The organism is Geomonas silvestris, assembly GCF_014193515.1.
Lineage (GTDB): Bacteria > Desulfobacterota > Desulfuromonadia > Geobacterales > Geobacteraceae > Geomonas > Geomonas silvestris.
The window spans coordinates 233,656-252,521 of record NZ_BLXX01000004.1; the positions used below are offsets into that span (position 1 = coordinate 233,656).

The window sequence follows — 18,866 nt, forward strand, 5'->3', positions numbered from 1 at the left end:
TCTTGGTCAGACAGTTGGGTCACGCCCTCGTTACGACACCCCGCACGGAGTTGCCGATGCCGGCGGCGTCGAGCCCGTAGCTCGCCCGCAGTTCGGCCTGCTCGCCCTGTTCTACGAAACTGTCCGGGTAGCCCAGGCGGGTGACCGTGACGCCGGTCAGCTCCTCTTCCTCGAGAAGCTCCAGCACCGAGGTTCCAAAGCCCCCCTGCACGACGTTGTCCTCCACCGTGAAGAGTCGGCCGGTCCCGGCAAGTTTCAGGATCAGTTCGCGGTCCAGCGGCTTCACGAAGCGCACGTTCATCACGGCGACCTCGACCCCTTCCTTGGCCAGCAGATCAGCCGCCTCGAGAGCAGGCTGCACCATGGCCCCCACGGCAAGGATCGCCCCGTCTTTCCCCTGGCGCAAAAGCTCACCCTTGCCGACGGGGAGCGCCTTGAAGATCTGGTCGATGGGGACGCCGCAGCCGGAGCCGCGCGGGTAGCGTACCGCCGAGGGACCGGGAAGCTGCAGGCCGGTGTAGAGCATGTGCTGCAGTTCGTTCTCGTCCTTGGGGGCCATGACGGTGATCCCGGGGAGCAGGCGCAGGTAGGAGAGATCGAACACGCCGTGGTGGGTCGGGCCGTCGTTCCCCACCACGCCGGCGCGGTCGATGGCGAAGAGCACCGGCAGATCCTGCAGGCAGACGTCGTGGGCCAACTGGTCGTAGCCGCGCTGCAAAAACGAGGAGTAGAGCGCCACCACGGGCCTGAGCCCCTGGGCCGCGAGCCCCGCGGCGAAGGTGACGGCGTGCTGCTCGGCGATCCCCACGTCGAAGAAACGCTCCGGGTACTCCTTGCCGAACGGGGAGAGCCCGGTGCCGTCGGGCATGGCCGCGGTGACCGCGACGATCTTGTCGTTTTCCACGGCGAGCTTCTTCATGGTCTCGCCGAAGATGCCGGTGTAGGAGGCCGCGCCCCCTTTTCCCTTGAGCACCTTGCCGGTCTCGGGCTCGAAGGGACCCACCCCGTGGAACAAGGACGGGTTCGCCTCGGCGGCGGGATACCCCTTCCCCTTCTTGGTAAGAACGTGGATCAGCACCGCGTCGTCGAAGCGCTTGACGCTCTCCAGGGTGTCCAAAAGCTGCGGGATGTTGTGGCCGTCGATGGGACCTATGTACTCGAAGCCGAACGCCTCGAAGAGCATCCCCGGCGTGAAGAGCCCCTTGAGCGACTCCTCGGCGCGCTTGGCGACCTGCAGGGCGCTCTTGCCGAACTTGGGAAGCTTTTCCAGGAAGGCCTCGAGGTCCTTCTTGGCCTTGTGCACGAACTCCGAGGTGATGGTGCGCGACAAAAGGTTTGAGAGCGCCCCGACGTTCTCCGAGATGGACATCTCGTTGTCGTTGAGGATCACCACCAGGTCCTTGTTCAGGTGGCCGGCGTGGTTCAGCGCCTCGAAGGCGATGCCGCCGGTCATGGAACCGTCGCCGATCACCGCGAGCACCTTGTTGTGGCGCTCGCTCAGGTCGCGGGCCACGCCGAGGCCCAGCGCCGCGGAGATGGAGGTCGAGGAGTGCCCCACGTCGAAGACGTCGTGCAGCGATTCGGCGCGCTTGGGAAAACCGCTGATCCCCCCCAGGGTGCGCAGGGTGCCGAAGCTGTCGTTGCGGCCGGTCAGAAGCTTGTGGGCGTAGGCCTGGTGCCCGACGTCCCAGACGATCTTGTCCTCGGGGGAGTCGAAGACCCGGTGCAGCGCGATGGTGAGCTCCACCACGCCGAGGCTGGGAGCCAGGTGTCCGCCGTTGGCGGCGCAGACCTCGATAATCCGGGCGCGCAGTTCGCCGGCCAACTGCTCCAGCTCGGCAAGGGAGAGCCCTTTGATCTGCGCGGGATCGGTAATGTGGTTCAGGATGCTCGGCATCAAGATTTCCTTTTCACGATGTAGGAGGCGATCAGGCGCAGCGGCTCGGCCTTCTCGTCGAAGACGGAAAGCGCCTCGAGCGCCATGTCCACCAGTTCGGCGGCGCGCTGCTTGGAAGCCTCGAGCCCCATGAGCGCCGGGTAGGTCGCCTTGCCGCGCGCCTCGTCGCTGCCGGCGTCCTTGCCCAGCTCCTCGGTGGTCCCTTCCACGTCGAGGATGTCGTCGGCGATCTGGAAGGCGAGACCGATCGCGTCGGCGTAGCGGGTCATCGCCTTCAGCTGGTCGGCACTGGCTCCCCCAAGGATCGCCCCTGCCCGTACCGAGGCGCGGATCAGGGCGCCGGTCTTGTGGGTGTGGATATAGGAGAGGGTGGCGAGGTCGATCTCCCCCTTCCCTTCGCTCTCCATGTCCACCACCTGGCCGCCCACCATGCCGCGCGAGCCCGAGGCGAAGGCGATCTCGTGGATCACCTTGAGCCGGGCAGCCGGGTCGCCGGCCTCGTCGCGGGAGAGCAGGATGAACGCCTCGGTGAGCAGGGCGTCGCCTGCCAGGATGGCGGTGGCCTCGCCGTACACCTTGTGGTTGGTCGGGTTGCCCCTGCGGAAGTCGTCGTCGTCCATGGCGGGCAGGTCGTCGTGGATGAGCGAATAGGTGTGGATCATCTCCATGGCGCAGGCGGCGGGGAGCGCGGCTTTCAGCTCGCCCCCAACCGTCTCGCAGGCGGCCAGCATCAGCACCGGGCGGACCCTCTTGCCGCCGGCGAACACCGAGTAGCGCATGGAGCCGTGCAACGATGCGGGGAGTTCGGTTGCCTGCGGGAGGAAGCGATCCAGCGCCTCGTCGACGATCTGGCATCTCTCGGTCAAATATGCTTTCAAGTCCATGGATATCTCACTTAACTGGATTGGATTTTTGGTTCTCGTGACGGTCGGGGCAAGGGAATGAACTCAACGCACCGAGCTCATGTCGAGTCTACAGTTTTTAGTCGGTTTAATCTACTTCGTCGAACGGTTTGGTAACGAAGCTGCCGTCGCGCTGCTTGAGGAGCACATCAACCCTACGTTCCGCTTCATTGAGTTTCTTGCTGCAGAATGCCGACTGCTTGACGCCCTCTTCAAAAGCCTTCAGCGACTCTTCCAACGAGAGGTCGCCAGTCTCGAGTTTTTTGACCACATCCTCGAGTTTTTTGAGAGCAGTTTCGAACTTTTCTCCTGCCATGGGGACCTCGCTTGAAAAAAATGAACGCCCATTATACAGACTGTTCGCCCCGCGTCAAGGAAGTAGAGGCAGGGGGTGAGGCAGGGGCTAGGGGCTGGTCTCTTCCACTTTCAAGAACGCCGAGCCGGCGGCTAGGGTGAGTTCCAGGCGGTCGCCGGGAGCGAGGTCGCGGCTGTCGCGCACCACGGAGCGCTTTGGGAGCTTGCGGGCGATGCTGTAGCCGCGCCCCAGGACGGCGAGCGGGGAGACCGCGTTCAGGGTGCCGGAGGCAAAGCGCAGCCTCTCTCCCGCGCTCACGATGCGCCGGGTGATGGCGTGCTCCAGGCGCAGGGTGAGGTTACTGAGGCGCTCCTGGGTGCGGCGCAGGGTGAGTGCCGGGTTTTGCTGGTTGAGCCGCGCGGTCAAGCTGTCGATCCGCTCCTCCAGGTCCCCCAGGGTGAGGTCCATCTCGCGCCTCAAGCGCTGGTCCAGGGTATCGACGCGCTGGTTCAGGTGCCCAAGTATCCGGCTGGGATCGGCCACCAGGCGGGAGAGCGCGGCGACCCGGGAGCGGGTACCCTCCAACCGGCGCACCTGGGCGATCTGCAGCCGGTGCACCTGGGAGTCGAGCTCGGCGGTTAGCTCCTTCTTGCTGCGCACCACGAGCTCCGCCGCGGCTGACGGGGTGGCGGCCCTCAGGTCGGCCACGAAGTCCGAGATGGTGAAGTCTACCTCGTGCCCCACGGCCGAGATGATCGGGATCTTGGAGCGGTGGATGGCGCGCGCCACCACCTCCTCGTTGAAGGCCCAAAGGTCCTCGAGCGAGCCGCCGCCGCGCCCGACGATAAGCACGTCCAGGTTCCCCAGGCGGTTCAGGTCCTCGATGGCACCGGCGATTTCCTGCGCGGCCCCCTCCCCCTGTACCCGGACCGGGTTGATCAGGATCTCCAGGTTGGCGAAGCGGCGCCCGAGCACGGTGAGGATGTCGCGGATGGCGGCGCCGGTCGGGGAGGTGACCACGCCGATTCTTTGAGGGAGCTTGGGGATCTCGCGCTTGTGCAGCTCGGAGAAGAGCCCTTCACGGGCCAATTTCTCCTTGAGCTGGATGAAGGCCATCTGCAGCCCGCCGATCCCCTGCGGCTCCAGGTATTCGGCGACCAGCTGGTACTCGCCGCGCGGTTCGAACAGGGTGAGCCGGCCACGCACCAGGACCCGCATGCCGTCCTTGGGGACGAACTTCAGGGTCCGCGCCGCGGTGCGGAACATCACGCAGCGCAACTGGGCGCCGGCATCCTTCAGGGTGAAGTAGCAGTGTCCCGACTGGGGCGAGGCGAAATTGGAGATCTCCCCTTCCACCCAGACCTGGTCGAAATTTTCCTCAAGAAGGTCGCGGATGAGCGAGGTCAGAGCGCTGACGGTTAGGACGCGACGTTCGCGGAAAAGCTCCATTTCTCCCCCTTTTTGGCACGGCTCACCGTTTCTATCACGCCCCTCGGACGGTGTCAAACCGGTTGACCGGCGCGCGCTGTCGATGCTAGTATGCGCGCCATGAAAAATTACCCGTACGTGATCACCGTCTCCTCGGAAAAAGGGGGGGTGGGCAAGACGACGCTGGCAACCAACCTGGCGATTTTCCTGAAAGCCCTCGACGAGAACCTGCCCGTCTCCATCTTCTCTTTCGACAACCACTTCACCATCGACAAGATGTTCGCCATCAAGGGGCAAAAGACCACCGGCAGCGTGGCCGACCTGCTCCTGGAGACCCCGGGGTGCGAGCTTTTGCATACCGGGCAGTTCGGGGTGAACTTCATTCCCTCCTCGACGGCGCTCCCGGATCTCAAGGGATCGCTCAAGGGACCGATGGTGCTGGCGCGCCTGCTGGCCAACTCCAACATCCCCGGCGTGCTCATCGTCGACACCCGTCCGGACCTCGACATCATGACCCAGAACGCGCTCTACGCGGCGGACCGGGTCTTCGTGCCGATCAAGGACATGGCCAGCATGGACAACTGCCGCAACATCTTCGAGCTCTTCGACCAGCGCGGCCTGGACCGCAAGAGCCTCTCGCTGGTCCCCTGCCTGATCGACGAGCGCATCAAGTTCGACGGCCTGTTCAAGGACCAGAAGACGCTTTTGAAGGCGTTTGCCATCAACCGAGGCTACCGCTGCCTCGATACCTTCATCTCCAAGAGCCCCAAGGTCGAGAGCCTGAACACCAACCCGGAAGGCCGCATCTACCCGATCCTCACCCACGGGCGCGGCACCGACGTCTACGGCCAGTTCACCGCACTCGGGCAGACCGCGCTGGAGGAGTTCTACGGCACCAACGAACCGCGTTCGCTCCTGTTCGACAAGTGGCTGACCGAAGAGGACACCCGCAAGAAGGAAGCCTACTTCGCCCGACTGACGGGCCTTAAGAGCGAGTGCCTTGCCTGCGGTGCCCAGCTCGACAAGGAATCGCGGGTTTCCTACTACTGCGAGAGTTCCGACGGCGCCTCGAACGGCTTCATGGAGGCGGACTGCTTCGTCGAGTTCCTGATCCGGGCCGTCTTCAAGATCGACCGCGAGCTCCCGGCCGACGATCCGACCCGGCTCATGATCGCCCACACCGCGCAGGAATCCGTGTTCGTGCTGAACCCGGCCGACGTGGAGAACGGCATCCTCGACTTCCACCGCTTCGACCTGCGCGGCACCTCGCTTTTGAAGAAGCAGTACTCGATCGCGCTTCCGCCGGAGCGCGACGAGTTCACCGGACTTTTGCAGGGGAGCTTGGCCGGCTACGAGGGGAACCTGCGCGACGCCTTCTTGCTGGTGCACCCGGTAAACGGCGAAAGCCCGGAGGCGATCCTTCTGGACGAGAACTACCGCGAGCTGAACCGGCTGAAAAAGCGGATCGTGGCCCAGCTGTAGATTCGGCGGGCGGTTCGCATAGTGCCGCATACCTAAAAAGGCCTCCCGGCATCGAGCCGGGAGGCCTTTTTGTTTGTGTATCCTCAACCTGCCTCTAGCTCGTGAGCGCCGAGGCGGGCACGAAGGTGATCCCCTCGCGGGCCAGTTGCGGCATGAGGGCCTTGAGAGCCCTGATCGTCGCCGGGTGCGGGTGGCAGATGGCGATGGCCGACCCTTTCTTGCGGGCAATGGAGACCGCCTGGGCCAACTGCTTGCCGATCAGCGCCTCGTCCTGCACGTTGTCCAGGAACACCTGGCGCGCCGCACAGCGGACCCCGAGGGCCTTCGCGGTACGCAGGCCGGCCGAGGCGGGCGAGGTCATCGAATCCACGAAGAACATCCCCTTCCCCTGCAAAACCTTCAAAACCACCTCCATCTTCTCGGCGCTCTGGGTGAACTGCGACCCCATGTGGTTGTTGGCCCCGACGGCATGCGGCACCGTCCGGAAGTAGCTGTTCACCCGGTTCGCGATCTCGGCATCCGACATGGCAACCAGCACGCCTACTTTTTCCATGGGCTGGCGCGGGTACCCCTCCGGCTCCATCGGCATGTGCACCATCACCTCGCGCCCGGCCGCGTGGGCCTTTTCGGCAACCTCCCTGGCATGGGCGAGGCTCGGGATCACCGAAAAGGTGAGTGGCAGCTCGATGGAGAGCAGCGCCTGGAGTTCCTTAGGGCTCGCTCCCATGTCGTCGATGATGATGGCTACCCTCCCCGGACCGCTTGTGTGCGGCAGCGCGGCCTGGTGCGGCTTGGCCGGCTTGCTCTCGGGGTGGGGCGCGTGCGAGCTGGAGAGCGCTTCGTGCCGGGTCTCGGGGCGCGGCGGGATCTTAACGCGCGCGGCCGGAAGGTCGGCCTTCCTAGCGGGAGGAACCTGCGTTTTGCGTCCGTGCTCGAGCAGAAACACTGCGGCGGCGATCACTACGGCTACGACGAGCAGCGCTACCAGGGGGCCCTTACCGCGTCCCGCCGGCGCCTTGCGTCTGTTGACTGCTTTACCTCTACGTGCCAATCGGCAAACCTCCCCATCACACAACGTACGTGACTACCGGCTCTCCTTATAGAGGGACACGGCGTGCATCGTCTCATTGGGGTTATAAAGCGTTCGCCTCCGTTTTGACAACTGTTATTTGCTGACCAACTGGTCAGCGATTACTGTAATGCAAAAGGAAATCGGACAATTACATCCCTTGCAACGGTTCATTTGGCGGTCACCTCGAGAACGGTGTAGGGGCGAATCATCATTCGTCCCTGCGCCTCATCTCCGGAAATTCCGCAAATTTAAAATTGATCGTTTCTAATGCAAAAGCGGACGCTATACTTTTCCAGGACCTGAACCGGCTCCGACCGGGATTCCGACGCTTGACCTGCCGCTTCATGCGTTTAAAAGGGCATCGGAGGCACACCATGAATCCCCCCCTGCAGCGTAACCTCGTTTTTCGGCACCTGGAGAAACTCGTTCTGTTCGCGTTCCTTTTGCTGTGGACCGGCTGCGGCCGGCCGATCGCCGGCAAACACGCCGCCCCCATCCCGCTGCCCGCTCCGCCCCCCAGTCCATCGAGAACTGCGCCGCAACCGCTGCCGGCATCCCCCACACCGGCCCCGGCGCCGCCGGTGCAACCGGCTCCTCCCCAACCCAGCTTGGCGGTGGTCAAGGTCTTCTTTGCCACGGATCGGGCCCGCACCAGTAGCAGCGACCCCTACAAGATGTTCTCGGCCAAGCGCGGCCCCTTGAGCTTTGGTTCCTGCGAAGTGGCCATTGTTTCCGACACCGCCGAAGCCGGCAAGGCTCAGGGGGCCGGCACGCCCCCGAAAGCTGCATCTAGGCCGGCCCTGCGCCGCGTGGTGGCGCGGGAGCGCGCGGAGCTCATGAACCAGCTGAGGGGGGCCCTCTCAAAGAGCGGGAAGCGGAACCTGCTCGTCTTCGTGCACGGCTACAACATCGGTTTCGCCGAGGCCGCCCGGCGCACCGTGCAACTGAACCAGGATCTCAACCTCGACGGCGTCGCGGCCTTTTTCAGTTGGCCCTCGAAGGGACGCAGCGACGCCTTCACCGCCGACGAATCGGACGTGGAATGGGCCCAACCCGATCTCAAGGAGTTCTTGAAAGAACTGACCCTAAAGGTACGGGCGAAAAACATCTACCTCATCGGCCATGGCATGGGGAACCGCGCACTCACCAAGGCCTTCATCTACCTGAATTCGGAGCGCCCGGAGCTGGCCAAGCAGGTCCGCGAACTCGTCCTGGTGGCACCGGACCTGGACGCCGATCTCTTTCGAAGCGAAACAGCGCCAGCCCTCACTGCCGCCTCAATCCGCACCACCATCTACGCCTCGTCGCGCGATCCGGCCCTCAAGGCGGCGCAGAAGTACCAGGACTACGTGCGGGCCGGCGACTCGGGCCCCAGCCAGCCGATCTACGAGGGGATCGACACCATCGACGCCTCGCGGGTCGACACCTCACTTGCGGCACAGGCCAAGGGGGAGCGTTCCTCGGTCCTAAGCGACCTGCACCGGCTCATCCATGACGGGAAAAAGGCCAACGAGCGCAGCGGGCTGCAGGCGGTGAACGACGTCTCCGGGCGCTATTGGCGCCTCAAGAAACGCTGAGGCAGTACTTCAGAAATGACAGGGGAAATTTCGATAATTGTGCAGATCCGCACTAAGGGAGGTTTGAGACATGCCACTTGTTCACGTCATCATCGTACTCATCGTGGTCGGCGTCCTTTTGGGGCTCATCAACCGGTACATACCGATGGCCGGCTCGATCAAGTCGATCCTGAACGCGGTCGTCGTCATCGTCGTCGTGCTCTGGCTGCTCCAGGTCTTCGGGCTCTTGCACTACATCACCAGGATGCAGGTCGGCAAGGTGAAATGACACCGGGTGCGGGTTCCGGGCCGAAGTTCGCCTCCACGCGGTTGCGCCCGTTGCGCTTGGCCCGGTACAGTGCCTGGTCCGCCGAGCGGATCAAATCGGCAGGCTGGCAACTGGCGTCGCTGCAGGTGGCGACGCCGAGGCTCAACGAGGTGGCGACGATCCCGTCGGGGGTATCGACCGGCTCACGACAGACGCTCAGGCGCAGCCGCTCCGCCAGGGCCTGGGCGCTCTCCGCACTGCAACCAGCCAGCACCACCAGGAACTCCTCGCCGCCGTAGCGCCCCACGCAATCATACGGTCGCATCCGGCCCTGCATCTTCTGGGCAACCGCTCGCAGCACCACATCCCCCGCCAGGTGACCATAGCGATCGTTCACCCCCTTGAAGTGGTCGATATCCGCCATGACCACGCTGACCGGTTGCCCGCTGCGCCGGGCGCGGGAGAGTTCGCGTGCCAGGCAGCCGACGATCTCCTCGTGATTCCACAGCCCCGTCAGCGGGTCTCGGGAGGCCTTCTCGCGCAGCACCTCACGGGTCGTGATCAGCTGGTCCTGCAACTCGACGATCCTCCGGCCGGCACGCAGCCGAACCTGCAGTTCGTTCACGTTGAACGGCTTGGTGAGGTAGTCGTCGGCACCGGCGTCCATGCCGGTACAGAGGTTCTCTTCGCCGGTTAAGGCGGTCAACAGGATGATATAGGTGTACTGGTCGCAAGACCCCCGGCGCATCCTGCGGCAAAGCTCCAGGCCGTCCATGCCGGGCATCATCCAGTCCACAAGGGCGAGCCGGGGCGCCTCCGAGGACTGCAGCACCTGCCAGGCCTCGCTCCCGTCCCGGGCCTCCACCACGTCGAACCCCCAGCGCCCCAAGTGGACCTCCAACAAGCGCCGGGTGACGGCATCGTCCTCCGCGACCAGAATCTGCATTACCCCTCCCTCTCCAGCCCCTCGGCAACTAGCTGCGGCGACTGCCGCCTGGCTGTCAAACGCCCTACCGAATCCTGGACTGTTACTCTATCTATCTTCGGCAACTTGCGTCAAAACTTGACCGCCTTTACATGACATTTTCGGCAGTTACCGTTTCTGACAGAGCTTCACGTACATTGCTCACGGTATAACGTGCTGTCCTTAATCTTCACGTATACGCTTGCGCCCCTCACTGTCAGATGCAGCCCTGAAAAACTGTGTTAGTCTTAGTGCTCAGTGCGGTGCGGACCTCTCTACTTTCCTCAAGACACTCCCGGCATTGGGTGGCAGCAACTCCGACACCTCACAAGAGTCGGCCACCTCTCATTCTCATCCATGCTCCACGTGTCCTAGTCCAATCATCATTTTGAACAGCTGCATTGCACGCATCTTTTATGACGGAGACCTTTACATGCTGACCATGCAGGAAGTGAAAAACCACTATTTCTTCACCGACAACGATGCCGGACTGCTGCGCGACCTGCAGCCCCTGGTTCGCGACAACAGCAGTGCCCTCATGGACGCCTTCTACGACTACCTGCTGAAGATCCCGGAGACCGCGAAATTCCTGCGTAACGAGCAGGACCTGCAGAAGCTGAAAAAGACCCACTCGGAGTGGCTCATCTCGGTCTTTTGCGGCACCTATGACAACGAGTACCTGCTCACGCTCCAGCACATCGGCCAGGCGCACGTGCGCATCGGGGTCAGTGCCCACTACGTAAGCGCCGCGATGAACGTGATGCGGCGCCACCTTATCGAGATGTTGCAGGCGAACTACCCAAACATCGAAGACCGCCGCAAGTACCGGATCGCCATGGAGAAGATCCTGGACATCAACCTGGACATCATGAGCACCTCGTACCAGGAGGAAGAACTGCGCAGGGTCTTTGTCTCGCACCGCCTGGAGTCGAAGCTGATCCACGCCGCCGAAAGATTCACCTACGGGCTGAACCTCATCCTGGTGCTGGCACTCATCGGGGTCTCGCTCTCCGTGGTGGTGCTTTTTCTCTGGGACCTGGTGCACATCTTCCAGGGTGACTTCGAGAAGGGGATCCTTTCGGCCCTGGGGACCCTGCTCATCCTCTGGATGATGATCGAACTCATGGATAACGAGATAAAGACGCTCAAGGGGGGCAAGTTCAACATCCTCATCTTCATCGGGGTCATCATCGTGGCGCTGATCCGCGAGATCCTGATCTCCACCCTGCGCCACGACGTCCTGAACACCCAGGTTTTCCTGGCGGGGACGCTGCTGATCCTGGGCATTGTCTACTACCTGGTGGCACGCAGCCAGGTCGAGCGTAACCACCGGGACTGACGCTGCCGTCTTGCCGGTGCTTCCCGGGCAGCACACAGAACGGCGCTCCACTGACAGTCGTACACTCAGCAACAGATCAAACTGAGCCCACCATGCTATTTGGACACGTCACTACCAGAGACCTGCACCAGATCAGACAGTTTCGCTCTGCAATGATAATACTCATGGTGAATCAAAACGTTATATAGTCTCTTCCATAACCACAATTTGTGACTGAGGATAAGAGTCGAGAAAGAGAGAACTTGCCCGACTAGCCTTTACAATACTTCTGGCTTTGTTATGATGGGCCAGATGGAATCTGGGCTGCCCCGGAGAAACCAACGTCCATCGGCACGAGGTCAATGGCACATGCAGGACAAGAAGAAAACCGGGGTACATCTTGATTCCAGCCTCTGGTTCAACCGGGAAGATCATCGTTTTCTGGGAGGAGACCGGATCGCATTGCTGGAGCGGATCGACGAGCTGGGTTCCATCACCAAGGCGGCGCGGGCCGTCGGCATCAGCTACAAAACGGCGTGGGACCAGATCAACACCATCAACAACCTGGCAGAAAAACCGCTGGTGGAGCGGCTTACCGGCGGCAAGGGGGGCGGCGGCACCAGCCTCACCGCCGAGGGAAAGCGGCTGATCGCCGAGTATCGCATCATCCAGGAGGAGCTTCGCACCCTGCTGGATAACCTGGGCAGCAGGCTGGGAGACAGCAACGGCCTGTTCCAATTTCTAAGGAGAATCTCCATGAAAGTGAGCGCACGCAACACCTTCGCAGGGACGATTACCAACCTTACCAAGGGCGCCGTCAACGCCGAAGTCACCCTCTCGCTCAAGGGGGGGATACCGCTGACCGCCGTCATCACCAACGGCGCCGTCGAGAACCTCGGGCTCACGACCGGCAAGGATGCCTACGCCATCATCAAGGCAAGCTCCATCATCATCGGCACCGACCTGCACGATGTGAAGACCAGCGCCCGCAACGTCTTCTGCGGCACGATCTCGAAGATCATCGAGGGGCCGGTAAGCACCGAGGTCGACATCGAGATCGGCGGCGGCAACACCGTAAGTTCGGTGATCACCCACGGCAGCTCGCAGAACCTTGGCCTGAAGGTCGGCACTCATGCCTGCGCCATGTTCAAGGCCTCCAGCGTCATCATCGGCGTCAACTGATACCGCAAGGGGGGGCAGCCGGCGCTGTCCCCCTGTCCCCCTGTCCCCCTTTGCCCTTTGCCACCCCAACCCTTAACCCTCCGCGCCACGTCCGAACTCTTTACCAAGAACCTTCAGACCCTTTTGGGGTGTTCTCGCTCCCTGCTCAACTCCGCCCCGACGTACTGACTAGGGACCGGGCACTAGCTAAGCAGCTGCACAACTTTGCGGCAGTTCGCTGCTGCGTGCGCCACCGGCTCACGGCCAGGTGTCTGTTATTGCTGCACATTGGCCAGGAAACAAGTTGGCACAGAGCGTGAAACCCACCGGGAGTCGGAGATCCTCCACAGCCGGACCCCTTCAGGAGCGCGCATGGCGTACATAACCCAAGGAAGCAAGGTGACCATCAGTTACATAGGTACCCTGGAAGACGGGACGATCTTCTACAGCACCGAGGAGCACGGCCCGCTCACCCTCACCATCGGAGCGGAGCAGGTGTTCCCGGCACTGGAGCGGGCGCTCATCGGCATGCGTGCCGGCGAGTGCAAGAACCTGGTGCTCGCCGCCGGGGATGCCTACGGGCCGCGCCGGGCCGAGAACATCCTCAAGGTGCCGCGCAGCGTTTTTCCAGCGCAGAAGGAACTTGCCGTGGGGCAGAGGCTCAGCATCGACTTCAAAATGGGGGAATCGCGCGTGATGCAGGTGATCCGGCTGGACGAAGGTGCAGTGACGCTCGATGGCAACCACGCACTGGCCGGCTGCGAGCTGAGCTTCGCACTGCGAGTGGACCGGGTGGGGTAACAACGGGTTCTACGTTCTATGTCTACGTGAAGGTTTAGGCGAGGACGGGTGGTGCAAGATAGCGGTTTGAAACCTCGAGCCAGGTGTGACCCGTTCTGGACCTTAACGCACAACGTAGAACGTAGAACCTAGAACGTAGCACTGATTTTTTGAGGAGTTCTGATGCACAACGAGCTGAAACCGGACCGGTACGTCTCCTTCGCCGGTATCGACGCGGACCGTAATTCGATCCAGTTGGTGGCGCTCTTGCGCCGCTACATCGACGAACCGGAGAAAACCAACCCGTTTTGGGAGAAGTTCAAGGAGAAACTGGCCCGGGTGGGACAGCCCGAGGAAAACGGTGGGCGTTCGCTGGACGAGTTGTTCCTGATTCACTCGTACCTCAACAACATCCGCGAGCTTTTCGAGGACGAGCAGGATCTTCCCGCGCTGGAGCTCCTGGAAAAAATCGAGCTGGAGAGTTGCTAGCACTCCCACTGGCGCTTCACTCCGCAGCAGCCCAAATCTCCCGGCATCCGCGGGTTTTTCCCGGTTCCCAGCGTAAAGTTATCCACTTTCTGCGGAACGTTACGATCCGACGCGGCGCTCCCGGACTCGTCGCTAGCCCCGAGAGCGGCGAATTAGCTATTGACACGCAAAAACGGGCACTTGCACCAGCTGCTTAATCATTGTGCAACTTGGTGAAGTGCCCATGGATACGTGACATTGAGGCAACGAATCCACAACTTCTCCCCGCTTTTCCACAGGGACAGTGGAAAGCTCGCGCCCCCCTGAAGAACCCCGTCATCCCCTTCCGATCAGCCGCAGGAAATCCTGGTATTTCGCAAAGCCGACCAGCCTGGTTCCCTCACAGATATGGCTGGGAACCGCGCTGATGCCGGCCTCTTCGGCACGTTGCCAGTCGGCATCGACTGCGGCGGCAAAGCGCTCTTGGGCAAGCACGGCCTTCACCGCTTCCCCGTCAAGCCCCACCTCGACGGCGAGCCTTGCCAACTCCTCGACCAGGGCGATGTTGCGCCCTTCGACGAAGAAGGCCCGGTACACCGCCTGCCGCCAGGCGTCCCCCACACCCCGGGTCTCGGCCCACTTCCCCAGTTCCTGGGCGCGCCGGCTGTTGTAGGTACGGCTGCGCTCGGCAAGCGGCAACCCCTCGGCGGCGGCAACCTCGCGCACCCGCGCCTGCATCGGCGCAAGCTGCTCCGCAGGGATCTTCAGCAAATCGGTGAGTTCCATCCCCTCTTCGGGAGTCTCGGGATGCAGCGGGAAGACGTACCAGCGAAACTCCACGGGGAATTCCCGGGCAAGGCGGTCGGTACGCACGGTACCGAGATAGCACCAGGGTCAAACGTAATCGTAAAAAACCTCCACTACCGTCTTTCTCATGAGTCACCTCCTTGAACAGCTATCGTCTGAGTGTAGCCTGCTCCTGTTTGCCGGCAAGGGGACCGCCGAAATTTAGTACACGGCCTGGCTAGGACGGTTTGCCAAGTGGCTCCCAAGCGTAACACTGCTTCCTGGCGCCGGCGACTTCCCGTTCGGCTCCGTAACCGGAGGGAGCCGCCAACCCGCGAAAACCGGCCGAGTCGGCGGCGACGCTGATCCCGCTACAAGAGAATTCCACTCACCTGAAGCCGGCGTCCAGGTCCCCTTTGGCGAGCGCGAGCCCAGGCCGCGGGATCCGCCGGAAACGGCGACAAGTTTCCTGGCGCATCTCATTTGATTTACTCAATCAGCAAACCTTTAGAGCACAGTTGTGGAAGGCATGACTTTCAGCACGCCCGGTTCTGCAACACAGAGCCATGGATCCGCGCCCTGCAACTGTTTGAACCATGCTTTGACACTGTTAGTGCAGCTCCAACGACTCAACAAAACCCTCAAAAGACCGTTTTTGTCCTACGTTTTCCATCGACAGCACCTACTACCCGGTCCGGCCCGCCTTCTACTCTATGACTTATGAAATATCGGAAATATTCTTAATAGCTGATAAACATACTTTTATGTATTCGTGTTGACTTTTGTCTCTCAAAAGCTTATAGCTAACAAAAACTGACTGCCAATTTTGTGCAAGATTGTCCTTCAGCTCCCGGCCCCTTATTCGGACATGCTTTATGGCCTCGGACGGTTCCGATCACGGCAGATACCCCATCGTTCACCTGCTGGCACTTTCCCTGGCAGGCCTGGCCGGTAATTACTTCAACATCCCCCTTTTCCCCAACCTCGAAGTCCTCTTCGGCAGCACCTTCTCGATGCTGGCACTGCAGCTTCTCGGCCTTTGGAGCGGCGTGGCCGTTGCACTGACAGCCGGCAGCTACACCCTTTTGCTCTGGCAGCACCCCTACGCTCTTTTGATCCTGGTGCTCGAGACCCTCGTGGTCGGGTGGCTCGTCCTGCGCCGCCAGATGGGGATGCTCTTGGCCGACACGGTCTTCTGGCTCACCCTCGGGATGCCGCTGGCCTACCTCTGCTACCACCACGGCATGCATTTCCCCTCCCCGGAGGCGACCCTGGTCTTCATGAAATTGGCGCTCAACGGCCTGGCCAACGTCCTTTTGGCCCGCCTGTTGTTCACCGCCTATGCAATCGGCACCCGCCGGATCTCGGTCTCCTTCCGCGACATCATCTACGAACTTCTGGCAAGCTTCGTCCTGTTCCCCTCGCTCATCGTGCTGGTATTGAGCGGCCGCGCCGACTTCAGGGCAAGCGCCGCAACCATCCAGGAGACCCTCAGGCGCGACGCCCACCGCGTCTCGCTGAACCTTGATCACTGGCTGAAGGTCCGCAAGGAAACCTTGAGCCACCTGGCGCGGCTAGCCGCCACCCTCCCCCCCGAAGAGATGCAGGCCCGGCTCGACCAGGCAAGGCTCTCGGACTACTCCTTCCAACGCATCGGGCTTTTGAACCGGGAGGCGGTTACCACCGCCTACTCGCCGGTCAGCGACCCCTTCGGGCAGAGCAACCTGGGCAAGAGCTTCGCCGACCGCCCCTTCCTGCCCCAGTTGCGGCAGCGCAAAGAGCCGATGCTCTCGGAGCTGGTGCGGGGGACCATCGACAGCAGCACCCCGCGGGTCCTCATCCTGGCCCCGGTGCTGGTCCAGGGGGAGTACGCCGGGCACCTGGCAGGTGTCCTCAACCTGGATCGGGCCCACCAGATCCTGGACCAGGCGCTCGACAGCCCGCAGATCCGCTACACCCTCTTGGACCGGCACGGCATGGTCATCGTCTCCAACCGCGGCGATCAGGAGGTGATGTCCCGGTTCGAGCGCGGCCCCGGGAACCTGACCCCGCTCGGCAACCAGCTCGCCTGGTGGGTCCCCAAGGTGCCGGGGACGGTACCGGCCTGGCAGCGCTGGAAGCGCTCGGCCTACACCGTCGAGATCCCGGTGGGGAGCTTCTCGGAGTGGCGCCTGATCCTCGAACAGCCGCTGCTCCCCAGCCTCTCCGAGCTCCTGGCGCGCTACGCGGGGAAATTCGCCCTGATCCTGGCGATCTTCCTGGCCGCCCTGGTGCTCGCCGAGCTGTTGAGCCGGCTGTTCCACTCCCGGTTCCTGGAGCTGACCCGGCTCACCGCCGACCTGCCGGCGCGCCTGGCCGAGGGGCAGCAGATCAGCTGGCCGGACCGCCCGGTGCTGGAGGTGCGCCAGCTGATGGGAAACTTCCAGCAGGTCACCGCCTCGCTCACCGCCCAGATCCAGCAGACCCGCGCCCTGAACGAGACGCTGGAGCAGCGGGTCTCCGAGCGGACCGCCGAACTGAGCGAGCTGAACCGGGACTTCGTGAATTTTCTGGAAAACACCTCCGACTTCGTCTATTACAAGGATCGTGACTCGCGCTACCGCTTCTGCAGCCAGGCGGTAGCCGTCAGCACCGGGCACGCCCGATGGCGCGACCTGGTCGGCAAGCACGACAGCGAACTCTTCCCGGCGGAGCTCGCCCGGATCTACCTCGACGAGGAGGCCCAGATCTTCCGGGACGGCGTCTCGCTGTTCAACAAGATCAACCCGACCTGCGACCCGCAGGGGAAGCGCCGCTGGATCAGCACCAACAAGTGGCCCGTCTTCGATGCGGCGGGACAGATCGTCGGGATCTTCGGCATCAGCCGGGACATCACCGAGCGGATCGAGATCGAGGAGTCCCTGCGCCTGGCCCAGCAGTCCCTGAACCAGGTGCCGGACCCGATCATGTGGGCCGACCCCTGCGGGCGGATCGTCGACTGCAACGCGGGCGCCTGCCAGATGCTGGGCTACGACCAGTACGAGCTGCTGGACAGCACCATCTTCGAGATCGACCAGTCCACCACGCGGGAGAACTGGCCGCTGCTCTTCTCCGAACTGCGCACCCTGCGCAACCGGCACTACGAATCGAGCTACTGCACCCGGGACGGCCGCAGCATCCCGGTCGACGTGCAGCTCGCCTACATCTCCTTTGGCGACAAGGAGTTCCTGTGCGGGGTGGCCCGGGACCTCTCCGATCGCAAGGCGATGGAGGAAGAGCGGCTGCGCCTGGAGCGCCAGGCCCTGCACGTCCAGAAACTGGAGAGCCTGGGGGTCCTCTCCGGCGGGATCGCGCACGATTTCAACAACCTTTTGCAGGTGGTCCTGGGCAACCTCGACCTGGGGCTCATGGCGCTTCCCGAGGACGCGCGGGTCCGGCGCAACCTCGAGCAGGCGGTGATCGCCACGGTGCGCGCCTCCGAGTTGAGCGGCATGATGCTCGCCTACTCCGGCAAGGGGGTCTTGAGCGTGAAACGGCTCGACTTAAGCGAGCTGATCCGGGAAAACGGCCCGATGCTGACCGCCGTGGTCTCCCGCGGAATCACCTTCACCTCGGCCCTGGCTCCCGACCTCCCACCGGTGCAGGCGGACGCCACCCAGGTCCTGCAGGTGGTACTGAACCTGGTGCGTAACGCGAGCGAGGCGATCGGCAGCGGAGGCGGCACCATCACCCTGGGGACCGGGTCCCAGGAGTTCGACCGGGAAAGCCTTGCCGCCAGCCGGATCGAGGAGAAGCTCCCGGCCGGGCCCTACGTCTGGATCGAGGTGCGCGACAACGGCTGCGGCATGGACGAGGCCACCCAGTACCGCAGCTTCGACCCCTTCTTCACCACCAAGTTCACCGGTCGCGGCCTGGGGATGTCGGCCGCCCTCGGCATCATGCGCGCCCACAAGGGGGCGATCATGCTGGAGAGCACCCCCGGGGTCGGCACGGCGATGCGCCTGCTCTTCCCGATCGCCCCGCAGCCCTACCCCGTGCGCCGAGAGAGTACCGGGAACAAGGACCCTCTCACGGAGTCGGCCGACCGGCGCCCCCTGACGGCCCTGGTGGTGGACGACGAGGAGATGGTGCGCACCCTCTCGGAATCGATGCTGCAGGCCTTCGGCTTCCTGACGCTTTCCGCGAGCGACGGCGAGGCGGCCCTGGAGATCTTCCGCAGGGAGCGCCAGCGCATCGACCTCGTGCTGCTGGACCAGAACATGCCGACCATGGACGGCCTGAGCGTCTTCAAAGAGCTGCGCCAGCTGAGCCCCGAGGTGAAGGTGCTCCTGGCGAGCGGCTACAGCCAGAAAGAGGTGGCGGCCCGTTTCCAGGGGCTCGACCTGAACGGGTTCATCCAGAAACCGTTCAACGTGCGCCACTTACGGGACGAGATCCAGCGGGTGCTGTGGCGGGAGGTGACCGGCTAGCGGCACTGCCCGCGGCGGCGCCGCCGCACAACCAGGTACCA

General features: G+C 62.9%; 14 protein-coding genes and 1 pseudogene. 8 read left to right on the forward strand and 7 right to left on the reverse strand.

Going from position 1 to position 18,866, the window contains the following annotated elements; all coding sequences use genetic code 11:
- Positions 1-19: 19 nt before the first annotated feature.
- The 4 genes from dxs to xseA all read right to left on the reverse strand — a co-directional run bounded on the left by dxs (position 20) and on the right by xseA (position 4,543).
- A complete protein-coding gene (dxs, locus tag GMST_RS09095; RefSeq protein ID WP_183354320.1) occupies positions 20-1,897 on the reverse strand; it encodes a 1-deoxy-D-xylulose-5-phosphate synthase in 1,878 nt (625 codons plus the stop codon).
- Positions 1,897-2,781: a polyprenyl synthetase family protein gene (locus tag GMST_RS09100; protein ID WP_183354321.1), complete on the reverse strand. Its 885-nt coding sequence runs from the start codon at positions 2,779-2,781 to the stop codon at positions 1,897-1,899. Before GMST_RS09100 ends, dxs begins: the two co-directional genes overlap by 1 nt.
- A 106-nt stretch (positions 2,782-2,887) precedes the next feature.
- Complete coding sequence (locus GMST_RS09105; RefSeq protein WP_183354322.1) at positions 2,888-3,115, reverse strand: exodeoxyribonuclease VII small subunit; 228 nt, start codon at positions 3,113-3,115, stop codon at positions 2,888-2,890.
- Positions 3,116-3,202: 87 nt separating this feature from the next.
- Positions 3,203-4,543, reverse strand: a complete 1,341-nt coding sequence (xseA, locus tag GMST_RS09110; RefSeq protein WP_183354323.1) for an exodeoxyribonuclease VII large subunit — start codon at positions 4,541-4,543, stop codon at positions 3,203-3,205.
- 90 nt (positions 4,544-4,633) lie between these two features.
- Between xseA and GMST_RS09115 the strand changes: the two genes are divergently transcribed.
- On the forward strand, positions 4,634-6,004 hold the full coding sequence (locus GMST_RS09115) for a ParA family protein (RefSeq protein WP_183354324.1): 1,371 nt from the start codon (positions 4,634-4,636) through the stop codon (positions 6,002-6,004).
- Between the two features lie 94 nt (positions 6,005-6,098).
- Here GMST_RS09115 and GMST_RS09120 read toward each other — a convergent pair whose 3' ends face one another.
- A complete protein-coding gene (locus GMST_RS09120; RefSeq protein WP_183354325.1) occupies positions 6,099-7,055 on the reverse strand; it encodes a divergent polysaccharide deacetylase family protein in 957 nt (318 codons plus the stop codon).
- 395 nt (positions 7,056-7,450) lie between these two features.
- On the opposite strand from GMST_RS09120, the gene GMST_RS22410 reads away from it, so the two are divergent.
- Together GMST_RS22410 and GMST_RS09130 are read left to right on the forward strand one after the other, a co-directional pair.
- Positions 7,451-8,653: an alpha/beta hydrolase gene (locus GMST_RS22410; protein WP_183354326.1), complete on the forward strand. Its 1,203-nt coding sequence runs from the start codon at positions 7,451-7,453 to the stop codon at positions 8,651-8,653.
- A gap of 70 nt (positions 8,654-8,723) precedes the next feature.
- Complete coding sequence (locus tag GMST_RS09130) at positions 8,724-8,921, forward strand: Thivi_2564 family membrane protein (protein WP_183354327.1); 198 nt, start codon at positions 8,724-8,726, stop codon at positions 8,919-8,921.
- Here the strand turns inward: GMST_RS09130 and GMST_RS09135 are convergent.
- The gene (locus GMST_RS09135; RefSeq protein WP_183354328.1) at positions 8,890-9,846 is read right to left on the reverse strand and encodes a GGDEF domain-containing response regulator; all 957 of its coding nucleotides are present in this window, start codon (positions 9,844-9,846) and stop codon (positions 8,890-8,892) included. The genes GMST_RS09130 and GMST_RS09135 overlap by 32 nt on opposite strands.
- A 451-nt stretch (positions 9,847-10,297) precedes the next feature.
- Between GMST_RS09135 and GMST_RS09140 the strand changes: the two genes are divergently transcribed.
- The 4 genes from GMST_RS09140 (at position 10,298) to cowN (ending at position 13,612) form a co-directional block, all read left to right on the forward strand.
- The gene (locus tag GMST_RS09140) at positions 10,298-11,203 is read left to right on the forward strand and encodes a protoglobin domain-containing protein (RefSeq protein ID WP_183354329.1); all 906 of its coding nucleotides are present in this window, start codon (positions 10,298-10,300) and stop codon (positions 11,201-11,203) included.
- Positions 11,204-11,551: 348 nt separating this feature from the next.
- Positions 11,552-12,364, forward strand: a complete 813-nt coding sequence (locus GMST_RS09145) for a TOBE domain-containing protein (protein WP_183354330.1) — start codon at positions 11,552-11,554, stop codon at positions 12,362-12,364.
- A gap of 351 nt (positions 12,365-12,715) precedes the next feature.
- Positions 12,716-13,144 (forward strand): FKBP-type peptidyl-prolyl cis-trans isomerase, encoded by a 429-nt coding sequence (locus GMST_RS09150; RefSeq protein WP_183354331.1) that lies wholly within the window; start codon positions 12,716-12,718, stop codon positions 13,142-13,144.
- 162 nt (positions 13,145-13,306) lie between these two features.
- Entirely contained in the window at positions 13,307-13,612 is a 306-nt protein-coding gene (gene cowN, locus GMST_RS09155; protein ID WP_183354332.1) for a N(2)-fixation sustaining protein CowN, read from the forward strand.
- A gap of 315 nt (positions 13,613-13,927) precedes the next feature.
- Here cowN and GMST_RS09160 read toward each other — a convergent pair.
- Positions 13,928-14,473: pseudogene (locus GMST_RS09160) on the reverse strand (DsbA family oxidoreductase); the annotation flags it as partial.
- A 779-nt stretch (positions 14,474-15,252) separates the two neighbouring features.
- Here GMST_RS09160 and GMST_RS09165 point away from each other — a divergent pair.
- The gene (locus tag GMST_RS09165) at positions 15,253-18,825 is read left to right on the forward strand and encodes a hybrid sensor histidine kinase/response regulator (protein ID WP_183354334.1); all 3,573 of its coding nucleotides are present in this window, start codon (positions 15,253-15,255) and stop codon (positions 18,823-18,825) included.
- The last annotated feature ends 41 nt before the right edge of the window (positions 18,826-18,866 follow it).

What these genes read in the sequence shown, in the direction of transcription:
- GMST_RS09130 (WP_183354327.1), top strand. Translation starts at nt 8,724, where the DNA reads ATGCCACTTGTTCACGTCATCATCGTACTCATCGTGGTCGGCGTCCTT.
- GMST_RS09150 (WP_183354331.1), top strand. Translation starts at nt 12,716, where the DNA reads ATGGCGTACATAACCCAAGGAAGCAAGGTGACCATCAGTTACATAGGT.
- GMST_RS09135 (WP_183354328.1), bottom strand. Translation starts at nt 9,846, where the DNA reads ATGCAGATTCTGGTCGCGGAGGACGATGCCGTCACCCGGCGCTTGTTG.
- cowN (WP_183354332.1), top strand. Translation starts at nt 13,307, where the DNA reads ATGCACAACGAGCTGAAACCGGACCGGTACGTCTCCTTCGCCGGTATC.
- GMST_RS09105 (WP_183354322.1), bottom strand. Translation starts at nt 3,115, where the DNA reads ATGGCAGGAGAAAAGTTCGAAACTGCTCTCAAAAAACTCGAGGATGTG.
- GMST_RS09145 (WP_183354330.1), top strand. Translation starts at nt 11,552, where the DNA reads ATGCAGGACAAGAAGAAAACCGGGGTACATCTTGATTCCAGCCTCTGG.
- GMST_RS09140 (WP_183354329.1), top strand. Translation starts at nt 10,298, where the DNA reads ATGCTGACCATGCAGGAAGTGAAAAACCACTATTTCTTCACCGACAAC.
- GMST_RS09115 (WP_183354324.1), top strand. Translation starts at nt 4,634, where the DNA reads ATGCGCGCCATGAAAAATTACCCGTACGTGATCACCGTCTCCTCGGAA.
- GMST_RS22410 (WP_183354326.1), top strand. Translation starts at nt 7,451, where the DNA reads ATGAATCCCCCCCTGCAGCGTAACCTCGTTTTTCGGCACCTGGAGAAA.
- dxs (WP_183354320.1), bottom strand. Translation starts at nt 1,897, where the DNA reads ATGCCGAGCATCCTGAACCACATTACCGATCCCGCGCAGATCAAAGGG.
- GMST_RS09100 (WP_183354321.1), bottom strand. Translation starts at nt 2,781, where the DNA reads ATGGACTTGAAAGCATATTTGACCGAGAGATGCCAGATCGTCGACGAG.
- xseA (WP_183354323.1), bottom strand. Translation starts at nt 4,543, where the DNA reads ATGGAGCTTTTCCGCGAACGTCGCGTCCTAACCGTCAGCGCTCTGACC.
- GMST_RS09165 (WP_183354334.1), top strand. Translation starts at nt 15,253, where the DNA reads ATGGCCTCGGACGGTTCCGATCACGGCAGATACCCCATCGTTCACCTG.